Below are 19,850 nucleotides of genomic sequence, written 5' to 3'. Positions count from 1 at the left end.
CTTGACTAACCGAGTTGTCTACCAGCGGAAGAAGGAGTGCGGGTGACCAGCGCCGATTCTGCCACCCCGACGCGCCGTGAAGTGCTGAAACAGCAGCGCCGCGACCAACTGCTCGCAGCCGGTGCCCGCCTCATCGCCGAACGTGGCTACCTGGGGATGCGCCTGGACGATCTGGGCGCCGCGGTCGGGATCAGTGGTCCGGCGGTGTACCGGCACTTCCCCAACAAGGAGGCGCTGCTGGTGGAACTACTGGTCGGGGTGAGCCGCCGGTTGTTCGAGGGGGGCACTGCCGTGGCCGCGGGAGCGCAGGACTCGCGGCAGGCATTGGCCGCGCTGGTGGAATTCCACTTGGACTTCGCCCTCGGTGAACCCGAGCTCATCCGCGTCCAGGACCGCGATCTCGATAATGTCCCGCTTCCGGCACGCCGGGAGATCCGGCGCACCCAGCGTCGCTACGTGGAGATCTGGGTGGGCGTGCTGCGCGAGCTGAACACTGGTTTGGCCGAAGAAACCGCGCGGGTCCAGGCCCACGCGGTCTTCGGACTGCTCAACTCCACCCCGCACAGTGCCGGACCGGTCCCCGGCCGCACCCGATCGGTGCTACGCGCCATGGCATGGGCCGCGTTGACCGGCCCCGTTCCGGACTGAGATTCAGCGCCCGGCCGCCGCGTCGCGGGCCGCGTCGGCGCGGTCGATATCGGCCAGATCGAATCCTCTGGTCTCCCGGGCCACCAGTACCGCCACCGCGGTGACCGCGGCCGCCGCCGCGAGATACAGCGCGATCGGCACCGGCGAATCGAACACGTCCAGCAGTTTCACGGCGATCACCGGAGCCAGCGAGCCCGCCACGATAGAGGTGACCTGGTATCCCAGGGAAACTCCGGAATAACGCATCCGGGTGGGGAACATCTCCGCCATGATCGCCGGTTGCGGCGCATACATGAGGGCGTGCGCGAGCAGCCCCAGCATGATCGCCGCGGTGATCAGCCAGCCGTTACCGGTATCCATCAGCGGGAAGGCGAGGAACCCCCACCCGCCGGCCGCGACGGTACCGACGAGGTAGACGGGCCGCCGGCCCACCCGGTCGGCCGCGGTGCCGGCCAGCGGAATCGCCACGAAATGCACCGCGTGTGCGGCCAGGAGCCACCACAGGATGTCATCGGTCGCCATATCGTGCCGCACCTTCAGATAGGTGATCGTGAAGGTGACGACCAGGTAGTACATGATGTTCTCGCCGAAACGCAGCCCCATGGCGGTGAACACACCCCGCGGATACCGCTTCAGCACCTCCACCGCGCTGAACGCGGAGGACCGTTCCGCTTCCGCCGCCCGCTGCGCGGCCGTGAAGATCGGTGCGTCGCTCACCTTGGTACGTACGTAGTAACCGATCAGCACCACCACGGCCGACAGCCAGAACGCGATCCGCCATCCCCACGACAGGAAGGCATCGTCGGAGAGCGTCGCGGTGAGCGCCAGCAGCACGAGGGTGGCGAGCAGATTGCCACCCGGCACCCCCGCTTGCGGCCAGCTCGCCCAGAAACCGCGACTCCGGTCCGGGCTGTGCTCGGCCACCAGCAGCACCGCACCGCCCCATTCGCCACCGACCGCGAAGCCCTGCAGGAATCGCAGCAGCACCAGCAATACAGGAGCCGCGTAACCGATCTGCCCGTAGGTGGGCAGGCAGCCCATCAAGAAGGTCGCCGACCCCACCAGCAGCAGGCTGAACTGCAGCAGTCGCTTACGACCGTAGCGATCGCCGAAGTGGCCGAATACGAGGCCGCCGAGCGGCCGGGCAGCGAAGCCCACCGCATAGGTGAGGAAGGCCTTGAGGATGGCGTCGAGTTCGCTGTCGGACTCCGGGAAGAAGATCTTGCTGAAGACCAGCGTCGCCGCGGTGCCGTAGAGGAAGAACTCGTACCACTCGACCACGGTGCCCGCCATGGACGCGGCGACCACCCGCCGAAGTCCGCCGCGGTCCGTGGGCGGGGGTCCGTCGATCTTTTCCGGCCCGTTCACCACGCTCATCGCCAACTCCTCACGCACTCGGCCCCGACCGGCAGCGGGGCCACACGGAGTATCACCCGCGAAACCCCGCCGTATCGCCGATTCCGCCGGGTTGGTTCGTACGCTGTCCGATCAGCGGGAGTCAGCGGCCCGCGCCGGCCGGGGGATACCCGATCGCCGGGTGCCCGGTACGGTCGTCCGGGCATCTCGTGGACGCTCGGTGAGCGGGTGCCACCACAGGAGCCCGGCCTGCTCACGGCCCCGGCGCCGACGCGCCGGGGAATTCCCCTTACCGGAACCCGCCCGTCCTACGCTGGGCGCTATGGCCTCACTTTCCGACCCCAAGGTGCGCGAATTCCTCAGCTACGGAACCCGAACCGCCAAGGTGGCCTTCACCGCGAGCGACGGGCGTCCGGTGGTCACGCCGGTATGGTTCCTGCTCGACGGCGACGAGATCGTGTTCAACACGGGTAAGAACACCGCGAAAGGGAAGGCACTGCAGCGGGACCCCCGGATCGCGATGGTGGTGGACCTCGAGGAACCGCCCTACGCGGCGGTACAGATCCAGGGTACGGTCACCCTCTCCGAAGACCCGGCCGAACTACTGCGCTCCGCGACCGCGATCGGCGGCCGCTATATGGGTACGGCCCGCGCCGACGAGTTCGGCCGCCGTAACGGTGTCCCCGGTGAACTCCTGGTCCGGGTACAGCCGACCAAAGTGATCGCTTTCTTCGACGCCGTCGGCTGAGCCCGGCGGGCGCGGCATCGCAGCCGAGTGCCGGCCCACCGGCGGCCCGGCCGTACCGCGGGTGGTCGAGCGTCGGCTCGGCTGTCGCCGATGCCTACACTCGACCTCATGACGGTGCACTTCATCGGGGCCGGGCCCGGCGCCGCCGATCTGCTGACCGTGCGCGCGGTGGAACTCTTGCGCCGGTGTTCGGTGTGCCTGTACCCGGGGACCTATCTCGATCCAGCGGTTCTCGCCCACTGCGCCCCGGCCACCGAACTCATCGATACCCAACGGCTCGATCTGGACGAGATCACCGCTCACCTGGTCCGCGCGGCAGCGGGCGGCCGGGAGGTCGCGCGGCTGTGCTCCGGTGATCCGTCTCTCTATTCGGCGCTCACCGAACAGACGCGCCGGCTCGACGCGGCCGGGGTGCCGTGGGATATCACCCCGGGTGTCCCCGCCTACGCCGCCGCGGCGGCGCTACTGGGTACGGAACTGACCGTCCCCGAAATCGCGCAGTCGGTGGTGTTGACCCGTACCCGGGCCCGGTCGACCGCGATGCCGGAGTCCGAGGACCTGGCCGCTTTCGCGCGTACCCGGGCCACGCTGGCACTGCATCTGGCGATCACTCGTATCCGGCCGCTGGCGGCGGAACTGGTCGAACACTACGGGCCGGCCTGCCCGGTCGCCGTGGTCTACCGCGCCAGCCAGCCGGATCAGATGGTGCTGCGCGGCACCCTGGCCGATATCGCCGACCGAGTGGAGGCGGCCGGACTGCGGCAGGCGGCGGTGATCCTGGTGGGCCGGGCCCTCGAGCCCGGTACCGAGTGCGCGCAATCACATCTCTACGACCCGGCGCGCGATCGCGCGCATCTGAACGGATAGGCGCCGGGCATGGCCCGCTGGGCGGCATCGGCCGCCGGTCACACCGTTGTAGAGGCCGGTTGGTGCACCGGCGGCGCGACGGTAGATTGGATCAGTGGTCAGGAGTCGGCGCCCAGGTGCGGGGGACGGTGTCGTACGGCACAGGATACGCCTGGTGGAACGGGTCGTCCGGTGTAACATCCTCGGCCCCATGAACGGATAACTCCGATGGATATTTTTGCCTGATCGAGACATGAAGTGTGGCCTGGAACCACGGACGCTGTGCTATCGGCGGCGTCCGTATCCGGGTGTTGACGGGAAGCGCACGTGTGCGTTCCGGAAGCGAGGTTACGGTTGGACCGGCTGGACAACGGCGGGAACGGTACTGACAGTGGTATGGCAGCCACCGACGGGAAACTGTTCCCCCTGTCGCCCGCGCAGCTGGGCATCTGGTACGCGCAGCACCTGGACCCACAGGTACCGGTCAATATCGCGCAGTACGTCGAATTGCACGGCGAACTCGATATCGAGACCCTCACCCGGGCCACTCTGGCGGCTTCCCGCGAGCTGGGCTCCTACTTCCTGCGCATCGTCGAACGGGACGGGGAACCGCTGCAGTGGGTCGACCACTCGATCGCCGAGTACGACGGGGTCCGTTATCTCGATCTGCGCGACGCCGACGATCCGGTGGTGGCGGCCCAGGAATGGATGCGCGCCGAGTACAGCCGCCCTCTGGAGCTGACCGAGGATCGCCTGCTCGTCACCTTCGCCCTGCAACTGGCCGACGATCACTGGTACTGGTACTCCCGCGCCCACCACATCGTGCTCGACGGCTACGGCGCGATGAACTTCATGAACCGGATCGCGGAGCTGTATACGGCCTACCGCACCGGCACCGAACCGACGCCGTCCAAGGCCGCGGAGCTGCGCACCCTGTACGAGCAGGAGATCGCCTACCGCGACAGCGCCCGCTTCGAAGCGGACAAACAGTACTGGGCCGAACGCATCGCCGGCCTGGAGGAGGGCACCAGCCTGGCCGGCCGCTCGGCCGCGCCCGCCGCGCGCAAGGGAGTATCACGCGCCGCGCTCAGCGATGAGCGCAACGCTCTTCTCGCGGAATCCGTACAGCGCAACGACTCCTCGGCCGCCCAGGAACTGCTGGCCGCGTTCGCCGCCTATCTGGCCAGGTGGAACGGCGTTTCCGAGGTGATCCTGAGCCTGCCGGTGACCGCGCGTACCACCGCGGCCATGCGCCGCTCCGGCGGTGTGGCGTCGAACATCGTTCCGCTGCGATTGTCCGTGGGCGCCGACACCACCGTGGCCGACCTGCGTAAACAGGTGCAGCTGGAGGTAGCGGGTGCGCTACGGCACCAGCGTTACCGGCATGAGGACATCCGCCGTGACGCCGCCGGCGGCAGGGCGGTGACCACGGAGTTCTTCGGCCCGTGGGTCAATATCATGCTGTTCCAGGACGAGCTCCGGCTCGCCGAGATGGTCGGCGGTATCCAGATCCTGTCCACCGGCAGTGTCGAGGACTTGGCCGTCAACTTCTATCAATCGGTCGGCGGCACCCGGTCGCATATCGATCTCGAGACCAACCCGAACCTGTACTCCGACGACGAGGCACGGGCGCATCACGGCCGATTCCTGGACTTCTTCGACCGTTTCCTCGCCGCCGACCCCGGTGAACTCCTGAGCCGGATGGATATCGCGACGGCGACCGAGGTCGAGCAGACCACCCGGGAATGGAACGACACGGCCCATGAGGTGCCGGTCACGACCCTGCCCGCACTACTGGACGAGCAGCAGGCGCGCACCCCGGACCGTACCGCCGTCGAGTTCGAAGGCGCGAGTCTGTCCTACGCGGAGTTCGGCGCCCGCGTGAACCGATTGGCGCGGAAGCTGATCGCCGACGGGGTGGGCCCGGAAACGCTGGTCGCCCTGGGGATCCGCCGCTCACTCGATCTGGTGGTGGCCATGCACGCGGTGCTGCGTGCCGGCGGCGCCTACGTTCCGATCGACCCCGACCATCCCGCCGAACGCACCGCCTATGTGCTGGAGAGCTCGGCACCGGTCTGTGTGCTGACCGTCACCGCGGATGAACTGGAACTTCCCTCCTCGGTGCGGGTGGTCGCGATCGATACGCTCGATACCACCGGGTACTCCTCGGCCCCGGTCACGGACGCCGAACGACGTGCCCCGCTGCGCCCGGACAACACCGCCTACGTTCTGTACACCTCGGGCTCCACCGGCCGCCCCAAGGGCGTCGCGGTCACCCACCGGGCGATCGTCAATCAGCAGCTGTTCATGCTGAACGAATACGGTTTCACCGCTGACGACGTCTATCTGCAGAAAACCGCCACAACCTTCGACGTATCGCTGTGGGGTTACTTCCTGCCGCTGCTGTCCGGCGGCACATTGGTCCTCGCCACCCCGGACGGTCATCGCGATCCGCTCTACATCGCCGACACCATTGCCCGCTGCGGCGTGACCGTCACCGATTTCGTGCCGTCCATGCTGGCGGTTTTCGCCACCTACGCCACCCCCGCGCAGGTGGAATCGCTGCGCCTGCTGTTCGTGGCCGGCGAAGCCTTGCCGGGTGAGACCGTCGCCGCCATGGCGGCGATCTCCTCGGCCCGCCTGCACAATCTGTACGGTCCCACCGAGGCCGCGATCACCGTCACCCGCTGGGACGCCACCGGTGCCGAAACAGGCTCGGTGCCGATGGGTGTCCCGGAATGGAATGTCCGGGTCCATGTGCTGGATTCCCGCCTGCGCCCCGCCGCCATCGGAGCCCCGGGTGAGCTGTATCTGTCGGGCTGTCAGCTGGCCCGGGGATACCTGGGCCGCCCGGATCTGAGCGCCGACCGTTTCGTCGCCGGCCCGTTCGGTGCACCCGGGGAGCGGATGTATCGCACCGGCGATCTGGTGCGCTGGCGTGCCGACGGGGTCCTCGAATACCTCGGCCGCACCGATTTCCAGGTGAAGTTCCGGGGCCAGCGCATCGAGCTCGGCGAGATCGAAACCGACCTGCTGGCCCATCCCACGGTCGGCCAGGCGGTGGTGCTGGTGGTCGAGACCGACAGCGGCCAGCATCTGGTCGGGTACGTGGTCCCGGCGCCGGGGCGTGCTGCCGAGTCCGCCGAGCTCTCCCGGTTCCTCGCCGAGAAGCTGCCCGCCTACATGGTGCCGTCCGCGTTCGTGGTGCTGGACGAATTCCCGCTGAATGCCAGCGGAAAGCTGGACCGTAAGGCATTGCCGGAGCCGGTCTTCGAGATCCGGGAGTTCCGGGCACCCGCGACCCCGCTCGAGGAGCTCGTCGCGGCCACCTTCGCGGAGGTGCTCGGTATCGAGCGTGTCGGCGCGGACGACGACTTCTTCACCCTGGGTGGTAACTCGCTGAACGCCACCCAGGTCGCCGCCCGGCTGGGCAGCGCGGTGGATACCCGCCTACCGGTCCGGATGCTGTTCGAGGCCTCGACTGTTTCCGCTCTGGCGGCCCGGATACAGGAACAGGTCGGGTCCGGTGGCCGTGCCGCCCTGGTCCCCCAGCCGCGCCCGACCCGGGTACTGCCCTCGGGTGAGGTCGTCGAATCGGTGCCGCTGTCGTCGGCACAGCAGCGCATGTGGTTCCTCAACCGCTTCGATCAGCAGTCGGCGGCCTACAACATCCCGCTGGTGATCCGGTTGACCGGTGAACTGGATGTGGACGCGCTGCACATGGCCATCGGCGATGTGGTGGCGCGGCACGAGGTGCTGCGTACGGTGTATCCGGAGACCGAGTCCGGTCCGGTGCAGGTGGTGCTGCCCGCCGGGGAGGCGATGCCGGAACTGCGGCGGCGATCGGTGGCCGGGGCCGAGGTGGTTTCCGCGGTATCGGAACTGGTGTCCGCCGGTTTCGATGTGACGGCCGGGGTGCCGCTGCGGGTGGCGCTGTTCGAGATATCCGATGCCGCGGATGAATTCGTGCTGGCGATGGTGGTGCACCATATCGCGGCCGACGGCTCGTCGGCGGGTCCGTTGACCCGGGATGTGATGACCGCTTACGCGGCGCGTATCGCCGGTGAGGTGCCGGGGTGGGCGCCGTTGCCGGTGCAGTACGCCGACTACAGCATCTGGCAGCGCGAACTGCTCGGCGACGAGGACGATCCGGAATCGCTGGCGGCGAAGCAGATCGGGTATTGGCGGTCGGCGCTGGCGGGTGTGCCGGATCAGCTGGAGTTGCCGACGGACCGGCCGCGTCCGGCGGTGCAGTCCTTCGCCGGGGGCCGGGTCGAGGTCGCGATCGACGCCGACACCCATGCCGGGTTGCTGCGGGTGGCCCAGGCACAGAACGCCACTCTGTTCATGGTGGTGCATTCGGCGTTGGCGGTGTTGCTGTCGCGGTTGTCCGGTAGCGATGACATCACCATCGGTACCCCGGTGGCCGGGCGTGGGGAGGCCGCGCTCGACGATCTGATCGGTATGTTCGTCAACACGCTGGTGTTCCGCACCCAGCTGGATCGGGGTGAGGCGTTCACCGGGCTGCTGAGCCGGCAGCGTGAGGTGGATATCGCGGCGTTCGCGCACGCGGATGTGCCGTTCGAGCGGCTGGTCGAGGTGTTGAACCCGGCCCGGTCGCAGGCACGGCACCCGCTGTTCCAGGTGGGGTTGACCTTCCAGAACCTGGCCGCCTCCGTACTGGAGTTGCCGGGGTTGACGGTCTCGGGTGTCGATATCGATACCGAGATCTCGCAGTTCGATCTGAACCTGATCCTCGGCGACACCTACGACGAATCCGGGGCCCCGCAGGGCGCGGCCGGGTACCTGACCTATTCGCGTGCTCTGTTCGATCACGCGACCGTGCAGGGGTTCGTGGACCGGTTCCTGCGCGTGCTGGCCGAGGTGGTGGCGAACCCGTCGGTTCCGGTGGGTGATGTGGAGGTGCTGGCCCCGGCCGAACGCAGCCGGGTCTTGGCGGAGTGGAATGCCACCGAGCATCCGCTGCCGGCGGGGCTGCTGCTCGACGGGTTCGAGGCGATGGCCGCGGCATACCCGGACCGAGTCGCGGTCAGCTTCGAGGGGACACGTCTGTCCTACGGGCAGTTCGCTGACCGGGTGCACCGGGTGGCGCGGTATCTCATCGCCCAGGGGGTGGGACCGGAGTCGCTGGTCGGGTTGATGATGTCGCGGTCGGTGGAGCTGGTGGTGGGCATGTACGGTGTCCTGGCCGCTGGTGGCGCCTATGTGCCGTTGGATCCGGCGCATCCGGGTGAACGGATCGGTTACATCCTCGAGACCGCGAACCCGGTATGCGTGCTGACCACCACCCACGATGCCGACGCCGTACCCACGGGGGTGGGTGTGCCGGTGGTCGTGCTCGACGACCTCGATACCGGTGGGTATGCCGGTACGCCGGTTACCGATGCGGAGCGGGTGGCGCCGTTGCGGCCGGGTAATACCGCGTATGTGCTGTTCACGTCCGGGTCGACGGGGCGGCCCAAGGGGGTGGCGGTCACCCACGCCGCGATCGTCAACCAGGTGGCGTGGATGCTGGCCCAGTACCCGCTGGGTAGCGAGGATGTGTACCTGCAGAAGACCGCGACCACCTTCGATGTGTCGCTGTGGGGGTATTTCCTGCCGTTGGCCGCCGGGGCGCGGCTGGTGGTGGCCACCCCGGACGGGCATCGGGATCCGGCTTATCTGGCGGAGGTGATCGCCGAGCAGCGGGTCACGGTGACCGATTTCGTGCCGTCGATGCTGAGCGTGTTCGCCGCCCACACTCCGGCGGGGTCGATCCCGTCGTTGCGTGAGGTGTTCGTGATCGGTGAAGCGTTGCCGCCGGAGACGGTGGCCGCGGTCCGGGCGGTGACGTCGGCGGCGGTGCACAATTTGTACGGTCCGACCGAGGCGGCGGTGTCGATCACCTACTGGCCGGCGACCGGTACCGAGGCCGGTAGCGTGCCGATCGGGGTGCCGCAGTGGAACTCGCGGGTGTATGTGCTCGACGCCCGGCTGCGGCCGGTACCGGTGGGGGTGACCGGTGAGTTGTATCTGGCCGGTGAGCAGCTCGCGCGGGGGTATGTCACCCGCCCGGACCTGTCGGCGGACCGGTTCGTGGCCAACCCCTACACCCCCGGGCAGCGCATGTACCGCACCGGGGACCTGGTGCGGTGGCGGTACGCCGACGGACAGCCGGTGCTGGAGTATCTGGGGCGCACCGATTTCCAGGTGAAGTTCCGGGGTCAGCGCATCGAACTCGGCGAGATCGAGTCCGCGTTGCTGGCCCGGCCGCAGGTCAGCCAGGCCGTGGTCACGGTCGCCGCGTCGCAGCTGGGTGAACAGCTGGTCGGCTATGTCGTGCCGGCCCCGGGGCAGCAGATCGTGGCGGCCGAGTTGCTCGACGCGGTGCGACAGGTGCTGCCGGCCTACATGGTGCCCGCGGCGGTGATGGTGTTGGAGGCGTTGCCGCTCAACACGTCCGGCAAGCTGGACCGCAAAGCACTGCCGGAGCCGGAGTTCCAGGCGCGGGAGTTCCGGGCGGCCTCGACCCCGATCGAGGAGATCGTGGCCGGGATCTTCGCCGAAATCCTCGCTCTCCCACGCGTCGGCGCCGACGACGACTTCTTCGCCCTGGGCGGTAACTCGCTGATCGCGACGCAGGTCGCGGCCCGGCTGGGTGCCGCGCTGGATACCCAGGTCCCGGTCCGGACCCTGTTCGAAACCTCCACCGTCGCAGCCCTGGCCGCCCGGATCCAGGAACAGGCCGGGTCCGGCGGGCGGGCGGCGCTGGTGCCGCAGCCACGGCCGACGCGGGTGCTGGCCTCCGGTGAGGTCGTGGAAGCGGTGCCGTTGTCGCTGGCGCAGCAGCGGATGTGGTTCCTCAACCGCTTCGATCAGCAGTCGGCGGCCTACAACCTGCCGTTGGCGATCCGGTTGTCGGGTGTGCTGGATGTGGATGCGTTGCGGGCGGCGGTCGCCGATGTGGTGGGCCGGCACGAGGTGCTGCGCACGGTGTACCCGGAGACCGAGTCCGGTCCGGTGCAGGTGGTGCTGCCCGCCGGGGACGCGGTACCCGAGCTGACGGTGCGGTCGGTGGCCGCCACCGAGGTGGTCGCGGCGGTCACGGAAATGGCATCGACCGGTTTCGATGTCACCGAACAGGTACCCCTACGGGTCGCGCTACTCCAGACCAAAGACGCAGCGGATGAATTCGTGCTGGTGACGGTGGTGCACCACATCGCCGGTGACGGCTCCTCGGTGGGCCCGCTGATGCAGGATGTGATGACCGCTTACGCGGCACGGATCGCCGGTGAGGTGCCGGGGTGGGCGCCGTTGCCGGTGCAGTACGCCGACTACAGCATCTGGCAGCGCGAACTGCTCGGCGACGAGGACGATCCGGAATCGCTGGCGGCGAAGCAGATCGGGTATTGGCGGTCGGCGCTGGCGGGTGTGCCGGATCAGCTGGAGTTGCCGACGGACCGGCCGCGTCCGGCGGTGCAGTCCTTCGCCGGGGGCCGGGTCGAGGTCGCGATCGACGCCGACACCCATGCGGGGCTGCTGCGGGTGGCTCAGGAGCAGAACGCCACCTTGTTCATGGTGGTGCATTCGGCGTTGGCGGTGTTGCTGTCGCGGCTGTCCGGTAGCGACGACATCACCATCGGTACCCCGGTGGCCGGGCGTGGGGAGGCCGCGCTCGACGATCTGATCGGTATGTTCGTCAACACGCTGGTCTTCCGCACCCAGCTGGATCGGGGTGAGGCGTTCACCGGCCTGCTGAGCCGGCAGCGTGAGGTGGATATCGCGGCGTTCGCGCACGCGGATGTGCCGTTCGAGCGGCTGGTCGAGGTACTGAACCCGGCCCGGTCGCAGGCACGGCACCCGCTGTTCCAGGTGGGGTTGACCTTCCAGAACCTGGCCGCCTCGACCCTCGAGCTGCCGGGGTTGACGGTCTCGGGTGTCGATATCGATACCGAACTCTCCCAGTTCGATCTGAACCTGATCCTCGGCGACAACTACGACGCCAGTGGTGCGCCGCAGGGTGTGGCGGGGTACTTCACCTATGCCACCGCGTTGTTCGACCACGCCACCGTGCAAGGGTTCGTGGACCGGTTCGTCCGGGTGCTGGCCGAGGTGGTGGCGAACCCGTCGGTTCCGGTCGGTGATGTGGAGGTGCTGGCCCCGGCCGAACGCACCCGGGTCTTGAGCGAGTGGAATGCCACCGAGCATCCGCTGCCGGCGGGGCTGCTGCTCGACGGGTTCGAGCGAGCGGTCGCCGCGTATCCGGAGCGGGTCGCGGTGGTTTTCGAGGGTGAGGAGCTCACCTATCGGGAACTGGGTGCGCGGGTGCACCGGGTGGCGCGGTATCTCATCGCCCAGGGGGTGGGGCCGGAGTCGCTGGTCGGGTTGATGATGTCGCGGTCGGTGGAGCTGGTGGTGGGCATGTACGGTGTCCTGGCCGCTGGTGGCGCCTATGTGCCGTTGGATCCGGCGCATCCGGGCGAACGGATCGGTTACATCCTCGATACCGCGAACCCGGTATGCGTGCTGACCACCACCAGCGATGCCGACGCTGTACCCGCCGGCACCCCGGTGCCGGTGGTGAGCATCGATGACCTCGATACCGGTGGGTATGCCGGTACGCCGGTTACCGATGCGGAGCGGGTGGCGCCGTTGCGGCCGGGTAATACCGCGTATGTGCTGTTCACGTCCGGGTCGACGGGGCGGCCCAAGGGGGTGGCGGTCACCCACGCCGCGATCGTCAACCAGGTGGCGTGGATGCTGGCCCAGTACCCGCTGGGCAGCGAGGATGTGTACCTGCAGAAGACCGCGACCACCTTCGATGTGTCGCTGTGGGGGTATTTCCTGCCGTTGGCCGCCGGGGCGCGGCTGGTGGTGGCCACCCCCGACGGGCATCGGGATCCGGCTTATCTGGCGGAGGTGATCGCCGAGCAGCGGGTCACGGTGACCGATTTCGTGCCGTCGATGCTGAGCGTGTTCGCCGCCCACACTCCGGCGGGGTCGATCCCGTCGTTGCGTGAGGTGTTCGTGATCGGTGAAGCGTTGCCGCCGGAGACGGTGGCCGCGGTCCGGGCGGTGACGTCGGCGGCGGTGCACAATTTGTACGGTCCGACCGAGGCGGCGGTGTCGATCACCTACTGGCCGGCGACCGGTACCGAGGCCGGTAGCGTGCCGATCGGGGTGCCGCAGTGGAACTCGCGGGTGTATGTGCTCGACGCCCGGCTGCGGCCGGTACCGGTGGGGGTGACCGGTGAGTTGTATCTGGCCGGTGACCAGCTCGCGCGGGGGTATGTCACCCGCCCGGACCTGTCGGCGGACCGGTTCGTGGCCAACCCCTACACCCCCGGACAGCGCATGTACCGCACCGGCGACCTGGTGCGCTGGCGGACCCTCGACACCGACACCGACACCGACACCGGCACCGAGGGTGGTGCGCGGGCGGTGCTGGAGTATCTGGGGCGCACCGATTTCCAGGTGAAGTTCCGGGGTCAGCGCATCGAACTCGGCGAGATCGAGTCCGCGTTGCTGGCCCGGCCGCAGGTCAGCCAGGCCGTGGTCACGGTCGCCGCGTCGCAGCTGGGTGAACAACTGGTCGGCTATGTCGTGCCGGCCCCGGGGCAGCGGATCGTGGCGGCCGAGTTGCTCGACGCGGTGCGACAGGTGCTGCCGGCCTACATGGTGCCGGCGGCGGTGATGGTGTTGGAGGCGTTGCCGCTCAACACGTCCGGCAAGCTGGACCGCAAAGCGTTGCCGGAGCCGGAGTTCCAGGCGCGGGAGTTCCGGGCGGCCTCGACCCCGATCGAGGAGATCGTGGCCGGCGTGTTCGCCGAGGTGCTGGGCGTGAACCGTATCGGCGCGGACGACGACTTCTTCGCCCTGGGCGGTAACTCGCTGATCGCGACGCAGGTCGCGGCCCGGCTGGGTGCCGCGTTGGATACCCAGGTCCCGGTCCGGACCCTGTTCGAAACCTCCACCGTCGCAGCGCTGGCGGCGCGGGTGGAGTCCCACGTCGGTGAAGGTACGCGCAAGGAGTTGGTGGCGCCGCGGGAACGTCCGCAGTGGGTGCCGTTGTCGCTGGCACAGCAGCGGATGTGGTTCCTCAACCGGTACGACACCGAATCGGCGGTCAACAATATCCCGATCGCCATCCGGATGTCCGGCGATCTCGACGTAGCGGCACTGCAGGTGGCGGTCATCGATGTGATCGATCGGCACGAGTCCCTGCGCACCGTATTCCCGGAGACCGGGAGCACACCTGTCCAGGTGATCCTGGATGCGGCACAGGTGGTTCCGGATCTGACTCCGTACGTGATCCGTGAGGACAAGCTCATCGATCACTTGATCGAGCTGGCCACGATGGCCTTCGACGTCACGAGCGAAGTGCCGTTGCACGCCCGCCTCTTCGAGATCAGCGAAACCGAGTACGTGCTCGGTATGGTGGTGCACCACATCTCCGCCGACGGCTGGTCGATGGGGCCGCTGGCTCGCGATGTGATGGCCGCTTACGCGGCGCGCATCAGCTGGGAGCCTCCGGCATGGGTCAAACTCCCGGTGCAGTATGCGGATTATGCGCTGTGGCAGCGTGAAGTGCTGGGTTCGGAAGACGATCCGGATTCGCTGATTTCCAGCCAGATCCGTTACTGGGAGCAGGAACTGGCCGGCCTCCCGGATGAACTGGTGCTGCCTTCGGACCGGCACCGGCCGGCTACATCGTCCTACCAGGGTGGCGTCCACTCGTTCGTGATCGGTCCGGAACTCCGGCAACGTGTGGTGGAACTGGGACGCCGTTCCAACGCCTCGCCGTTCATGGTGGTGCACAGTGCGCTGGCCGTACTGCTGGCCAGGCTGACCGGCGAATCCGATATCGCTGTCGGTACGCCGATCGCGGGCCGGGGTGACGCCGCGCTGGAAAACCTGATCGGTATGTTCGTCAACACGCTGGTGTTGCGTACCCGTGTCCCCGGGGATATGACTTTTGCCGATTTCCTGGCGCAGGTCCGTAAAACGGACTTGCAGGCGTTCGCGCATGCGGATGTACCGTTCGAACGTTTGGTGGAGGTTCTGAACCCCCCTCGCTCGCAGGCGCGGCACCCGTTCTTCCAGGTGGCACTGTCGTTCGAGAATCTGCCGGATACCTATTTCGAATTGTCCGGGTTGCATGTGGCCCCGGTCGATTTCGAAATCGGCCTCGAGAAATTCGATTTATCGCTGACTTTCCGCGGTATGGGTGAGGACGCGAGCGCCGGTATGCTCGGCGAACTGTCCTTCGCCCGGGATCTGTTCGATCGCGCGACGGTGGAGCGGTTCGCGGAGCGGTTCCAGCGGCTGCTGTCCGCGGTCACCGCCGACCCCGATGTGGCGCTGGGCGCGGTGGAGATCCTCGACGAAGCCGAGCGTGCCGAGATTCTGGCGCGGTCGGGTGGGCCGGCGGTGTCGGCGTCGACGTTGCCGGAGTTGCTGGCCGCGGCGGTGGCGGTGGACCCGTCGGCGCCGGCGGTGGTGTTCGACGGTGTCGGTTACTCCTACGCGGAGTTCGACGAACGGTCCAACCGGTTGGCGCGGGCGTTGATCGCGCGGGGTGTGGGGACCGAGGACCTGGTGGCGGTAGCGGTACCGCGGTCGGCGGATTCGGTACTCGCCGAATGGGCGGTCACCAAATCGGGTGCGGCGTTCGTCCCGGTGGACCCGACCTACCCGGCGGACCGGATCGCGCATATGCTCACCGATTCCGGTGCGCCGGTGGGTATCACGGTCTCGAGTGTGCGGGCGGATCTGCCCGAGTCCGGGGTGCAGTGGCTGGTCCTCGACGAACTCGATCTTTCGGGTTGTTCGGCGGACCCGGTCACCGACACCGACCGGGTGCGGGCGTTGACCCCGGCCAACACCGCCTATGTCATCTACACCTCCGGTTCCACCGGTGTGCCCAAGGGTGTGGTGGTCACTCATGCCGGTCTGGCGAATTTCAGTGCCGAGCAGGTGCGGCGGTACCGGTTGAACGCGCAGACGCGGGCGTTGGCGTTCGCGTCGCCGAGTTTCGATGCCTCGATCCTGGAGTTGCTGCTGGCGGTGGGTTCCGGTGGTGCGCTGGTGGTGGTGCCGACCGGTACCTATGGTGGCGCGGAGCTGGGTGAGCTGATCGCCCGGGAAGGTGTGACGGTCGGGTTGATCACCCCGTCGGTGCTGGCGTCGCTGGACCCGGCGGATCTGGCCGGGATGAAAGTGATCATCGCCGGTGGTGAGGCGATTTCGGCGGATCTGGTGGCGAAGTGGTCGGTGCCCGCCGATAGTGGTCTCGATCGCCGGTTCCACAATGCCTACGGTCCGACCGAGGCGACGGTGGCCACGAATATCAGTGGCGTGTTGCGGCCGGGTGATCGGGTGAGTATCGGTGGTCCGGTGCGGGGGATGCGGACGCTGGTGCTCGATGATCGGCTCAATCCGGTGCCCGAGGGGGTGGCCGGTGAGTTGTATGTCGGTGGGGTGCAGCTGGCGCGGGGCTACCACGCTCGGGCGGGTTTGACCGCGCAGCGGTTCGTGGCCGATCCCTTCGGTGGGCCGGGGGCGCGGTTGTATCGCACCGGTGATGTGGTGCGGTGGCGTCGTGACGGCGCGGGTGATCCGGTGCTGGAGTATGTGGGCCGCAACGATTTCCAGGTCAAGGTTCGGGGTTTCCGGATCGAACTCGGGGAGATCGACGCCGCGCTGACCGCGCACGAGACCGTCGATTTCGCGGTCACCATCGGCCACGAGAACACCGCGGGCGCGGTGTCGCTGGTGTCGTATGTGGTCCCGGTGCCGGGTGCCACGGTGGATACCGCGGCGCTGATCGCGCATGTCGGCCAGCGGTTGCCGTCGTATATGGTGCCGTCGGCGGTCATGGTGCTCGACGCGATTCCGTTGACCCCCGCCGGGAAGCTGGATCGCCGGGCGCTACCCGAACCGGAGTTCGAGGTGCGGAAGTTCCGGGCGCCGACGACTCTGATCGAGGAAATCGTCGCAGGTGTCTTCACCGAGGTCCTCGGCGTGCAGCGCGTCGGCGCCGACGACGACTTCTTCGCCCTCGGTGGTAACTCGCTGATCGCGACCCAGGTCGCGGCGCGTCTGGGTGCCGCGTTGGATACGCAGGTGCCGGTGCGGGTGCTGTTCGAAGCCTCGACGGTTACGGCTCTGGCTGCCCGGATCCAGGAGCAGGCCGGGTCCGGAGGCCGGGCGGCGCTGGCGCCGCAGCCACGACCGACCCGAGTTCTCTCTTCGGGCGAACTCGTCGAAGCGGTGCCGTTGTCGCCGGCGCAACAGCGGATGTGGTTCCTCAACCGGTTCGATCAGCGTTCCGCCGCTTACAACATCCCTCTCGCCATCCGCATGTCGGGTGCACTGGACGTGGCGGCGTTGCGGGCGGCGGTCGCCGATCTGGTAGCGCGGCACGAGGTGTTGCGCACGGTGTACCCGGAGACCGAATCCGGTCCGGTGCAGGTGGTCCTGCCGGCCGGGGAGGCGGTACCGCAACTGACGGTGCGCTCCGTGGCCGCCGCCGAGGTGATGCCGGCGGTATCGGAGCTCGCCTCGACCAGTTTCGACGTCACCGCGCAGGTTCCGTTGCGGGTGGTGTTGTTCGAAGTGAACGACGCCGATGTCGCGACCTCCGAATGGGTGCTGGTGATGGTGGTGCACCACATCGCGGCCGACGGCTCCTCGGTGGGGCCGCTGACCCGGGATGTGATGACCGCCTACGCGGCACGGATCGCGGGCGGGGCGCCGGGGTGGGCGCCGTTGCCGGTGCAGTACGCCGACTACGCGGTGTGGCAGCGGGAACTGCTCGGCGACGAGGCCGATCCGGAATCGCTGGCGGCCGAGCAGATCGGCTACTGGCGGTCGATGCTGGCGGGTGTGCCGGATCAGTTGGATCTGCCGACGGACCGGCCGCGTCCGGCGGTGCAGTCCTATACCGGCGGCCGGGTCGAGGTCGCGATCGACGCCGCTACCCATGCGGGGCTGCTGCGGGTGGCCCAGGCACAGAACGCCACTCTGTTCATGGCCGTGCATTCGGCATGGGCGGTGCTGCTGTCCCAGCTCTCCGGTACCGATGACATCGCGGTGGGCACGCCGATCGCAGGTCGCGGTGAGCAGGCGCTCGACGATCTGATCGGTATGTTCGTCAACACGCTGGTGTTCCGGACACCGCTGGATCGGGGTGAGGCGTTCACCGAGCTGCTGAGCCGCCAGCGTGAGGTGGATATCGCGGCGTTCGCGCACGCGGATGTGCCGTTCGAGCGGCTGGTCGAGGTGTTGAACCCGGCGCGGTCGACCGCGCGGCATCCGCTGTTCCAGGTGGGGTTGTCGTTCCAGAACCTGGCGCAGTCGAGTCTGGAGCTGCCGGGGCTGACGGTTTCCGGGGTGGAGATCGATACCGAGATCTCCCAGTTCGACCTGCACCTGATCATCGGGGACAGCTACGACGAGACCGGTGCACCGCAAGGTGTGACCGGTCATCTGACCTACTCCCGGGATCTGTTCGACCACGCCACCGTGCAGCGGTTCGTGGACCGGTTCGTGCGGTTGCTCGACGCGATCGTCACGGCACCGGAAACCGCAGTGGGCGACCTGGAGATCCTGGATCCCCGGGAGCGGGCGGAAATCATCGCCGATCGGAATGCGACCGGTCGTGCGCTGGAGCCGGGTGTGACGTTGGCGTCGTTGTTGGATGCCTCGGTCGCTGTGGGTCCGGAGGCGGTGGCTGTGGTCACGGCCGAGGGGCAGCGGGTTTCTTATGCCGAGTTGGGTGGCCGGGTCAACCGGTTGGCGCGGTATCTGATCGAGTGTGGGGTGGGCCCGCAGGACCGGGTGGGTCTGGTGCTGCGGCGTTCGCTGGATCTGGTGGTCGCGATGTACGCGGTGACCACCGCGGGTGGGGTCTATGTGCCGGTGGACCCGGACCAGCCGGGCGAACGCAGCGGCTACATCCTGCAGACCGCGGCACCGGTATGCGTGCTGACCAGCAGCTCGGATACCGTCGCGGTCCCCGAGGGGGTGGGTGCGCCGGTCGTGGTGGTCGATGATCTCGATATCAGCGGCTACGACGGTTCCCCGGTCACCGACGCGGAGCGGGTCGCGCCGTTGCGGCCGGGTAACACCGCGTATGTGATCTTCACGTCCGGGTCGACCGGGCGGCCCAAGGGGGTGGCGGTCACCCATACCGCGATCGTGAACCAGTTGCGTTACCTGCACACCGAGTTCGGGTTCGACCCCTCGGATGCGGTGGTGCTGAAGACCGCGGCCACCTTCGACCTGTCGGTCTGGGAGTTCTGGGCCGCGGTGACCTGCGGGGGCCGTGTGGTCCTGACCACCGCGGAAGGACACCGCGACCCGGCGTATCTGAACGCGGTGATGGCCGAGCAGGGGGTGACCACGCTGACGGTGGTGCCGTCGATGCTGGACGCGTTGCTGACCACCGACGGCACCGGTCTGCCCGCGAGCCTGCGGCGGGTACTGGCCATCGGGGAAGCCCTCCCGGCCGCGACCGCGCAGCGGGTACTGGACCGGTATCCCGGGATCGGGTTGTTCAACCTCTACGGCCCGACCGAGGCCGCGGTCTCGATCACCACTCACCGGGTCACCGGCGCCGACCGGGTCTCGGTGCCGATCGGGGTACCGCAGTGGAACTCGCGGGTGTATGTGCTCGATGCCCGGCTGCGGCCGGTGCCCGACGGGGTGGCCGGGGAACTGTATCTGGCCGGGGCGCAGCTGGCGCAGGGCTATCACGCGCGGGCGGGGTTGAGCGCGGAACGTTTCGTGGCCGACCCGTTCGTGACCGGGCAGCGGATGTATCGCACGGGGGACCTGGTGGTGTGGAACCGGGCCGGGGAACTCGAGTACCGGGGCCGGACCGATTTCCAGGTCAAGGTGCGGGGTTTCCGGATCGAGCTCGCCGAGATCGAGGCGGCGTTGCTGGCGTTGCCCGGGATCGCCGCGGCCGTGGTGATCGCGCGATCCGATCCCCGGACCGGGGACCGGTTGGTGGGCTACCTCGTGCCCGCCGATACCGCTGCGGGTGTGGATGTGGGGTGGGTGCGTTCGCAGCTGGGGTCGCGGTTGCCGTCGTACATGGTGCCGGCGGTGTTGATGGTGCTGGACGCGTTGCCGTTGACGGTCAACGGGAAACTGGATCGTAAAGCGTTGCCCGAGCCCGGGCTCGAGACCCGGGCGTTCCGGGCGGCTTCGACCCCGATCGAGGAGATCGTGGCCGGGATCTTCG

Annotated in this window: 5 protein-coding genes (1 of these 5 only partly in view); 4 read left to right on the top strand and 1 reads right to left on the bottom strand. The window is 68.2% G+C overall.

The genetic code is table 11. From position 1 onward, the window contains the following. Nucleotides 1–42 precede the first annotated feature (42 nt). Nucleotides 43–648, top strand: a complete 606-nt coding sequence (locus ACYR7D_RS02935) for an SACE_7040 family transcriptional regulator (protein ID WP_459548089.1) — start codon at nt 43–45, stop codon at nt 646–648. Between the two features lie 3 nt (nt 649–651). Here the strand turns inward: ACYR7D_RS02935 and ACYR7D_RS02930 are convergent, their stop codons facing one another. Further along, entirely contained in the window at nt 652–2,025 is a 1,374-nt protein-coding gene (locus tag ACYR7D_RS02930; protein ID WP_459548088.1) for an MFS transporter, read from the bottom strand. A 301-nt stretch (nt 2,026–2,326) separates the two neighbouring features. On the opposite strand from ACYR7D_RS02930, the gene ACYR7D_RS02925 reads away from it, so the two are divergent. The 3 genes from ACYR7D_RS02925 to ACYR7D_RS02915 form a co-directional block, all read left to right on the top strand. After that, on the top strand, nt 2,327–2,752 hold the full coding sequence (locus ACYR7D_RS02925) for a PPOX class F420-dependent oxidoreductase (RefSeq protein ID WP_459548087.1): 426 nt from the start codon (nt 2,327–2,329) through the stop codon (nt 2,750–2,752). 108 nt (nt 2,753–2,860) lie between these two features. Continuing rightward, nucleotides 2,861–3,619 (top strand): precorrin-4 C(11)-methyltransferase, encoded by a 759-nt coding sequence (gene cobM, locus ACYR7D_RS02920; protein ID WP_459548086.1) that lies wholly within the window; start codon nt 2,861–2,863, stop codon nt 3,617–3,619. Between the two features lie 375 nt (nt 3,620–3,994). Continuing rightward, nucleotides 3,995–19,850: the 5' portion of a non-ribosomal peptide synthase/polyketide synthase gene (locus ACYR7D_RS02915; RefSeq protein ID WP_459548085.1), read on the top strand. 41,015 nt of this gene lie beyond the right edge of the window; only the first 15,856 of its 56,871 coding nucleotides appear in the window; the start codon lies at nt 3,995–3,997; the stop codon falls past the right edge of the window.

The organism is Nocardia sp. X0981 (assembly GCF_977089955.1).
This window is presented reverse-complemented; position numbering and strand designations above follow the sequence as displayed.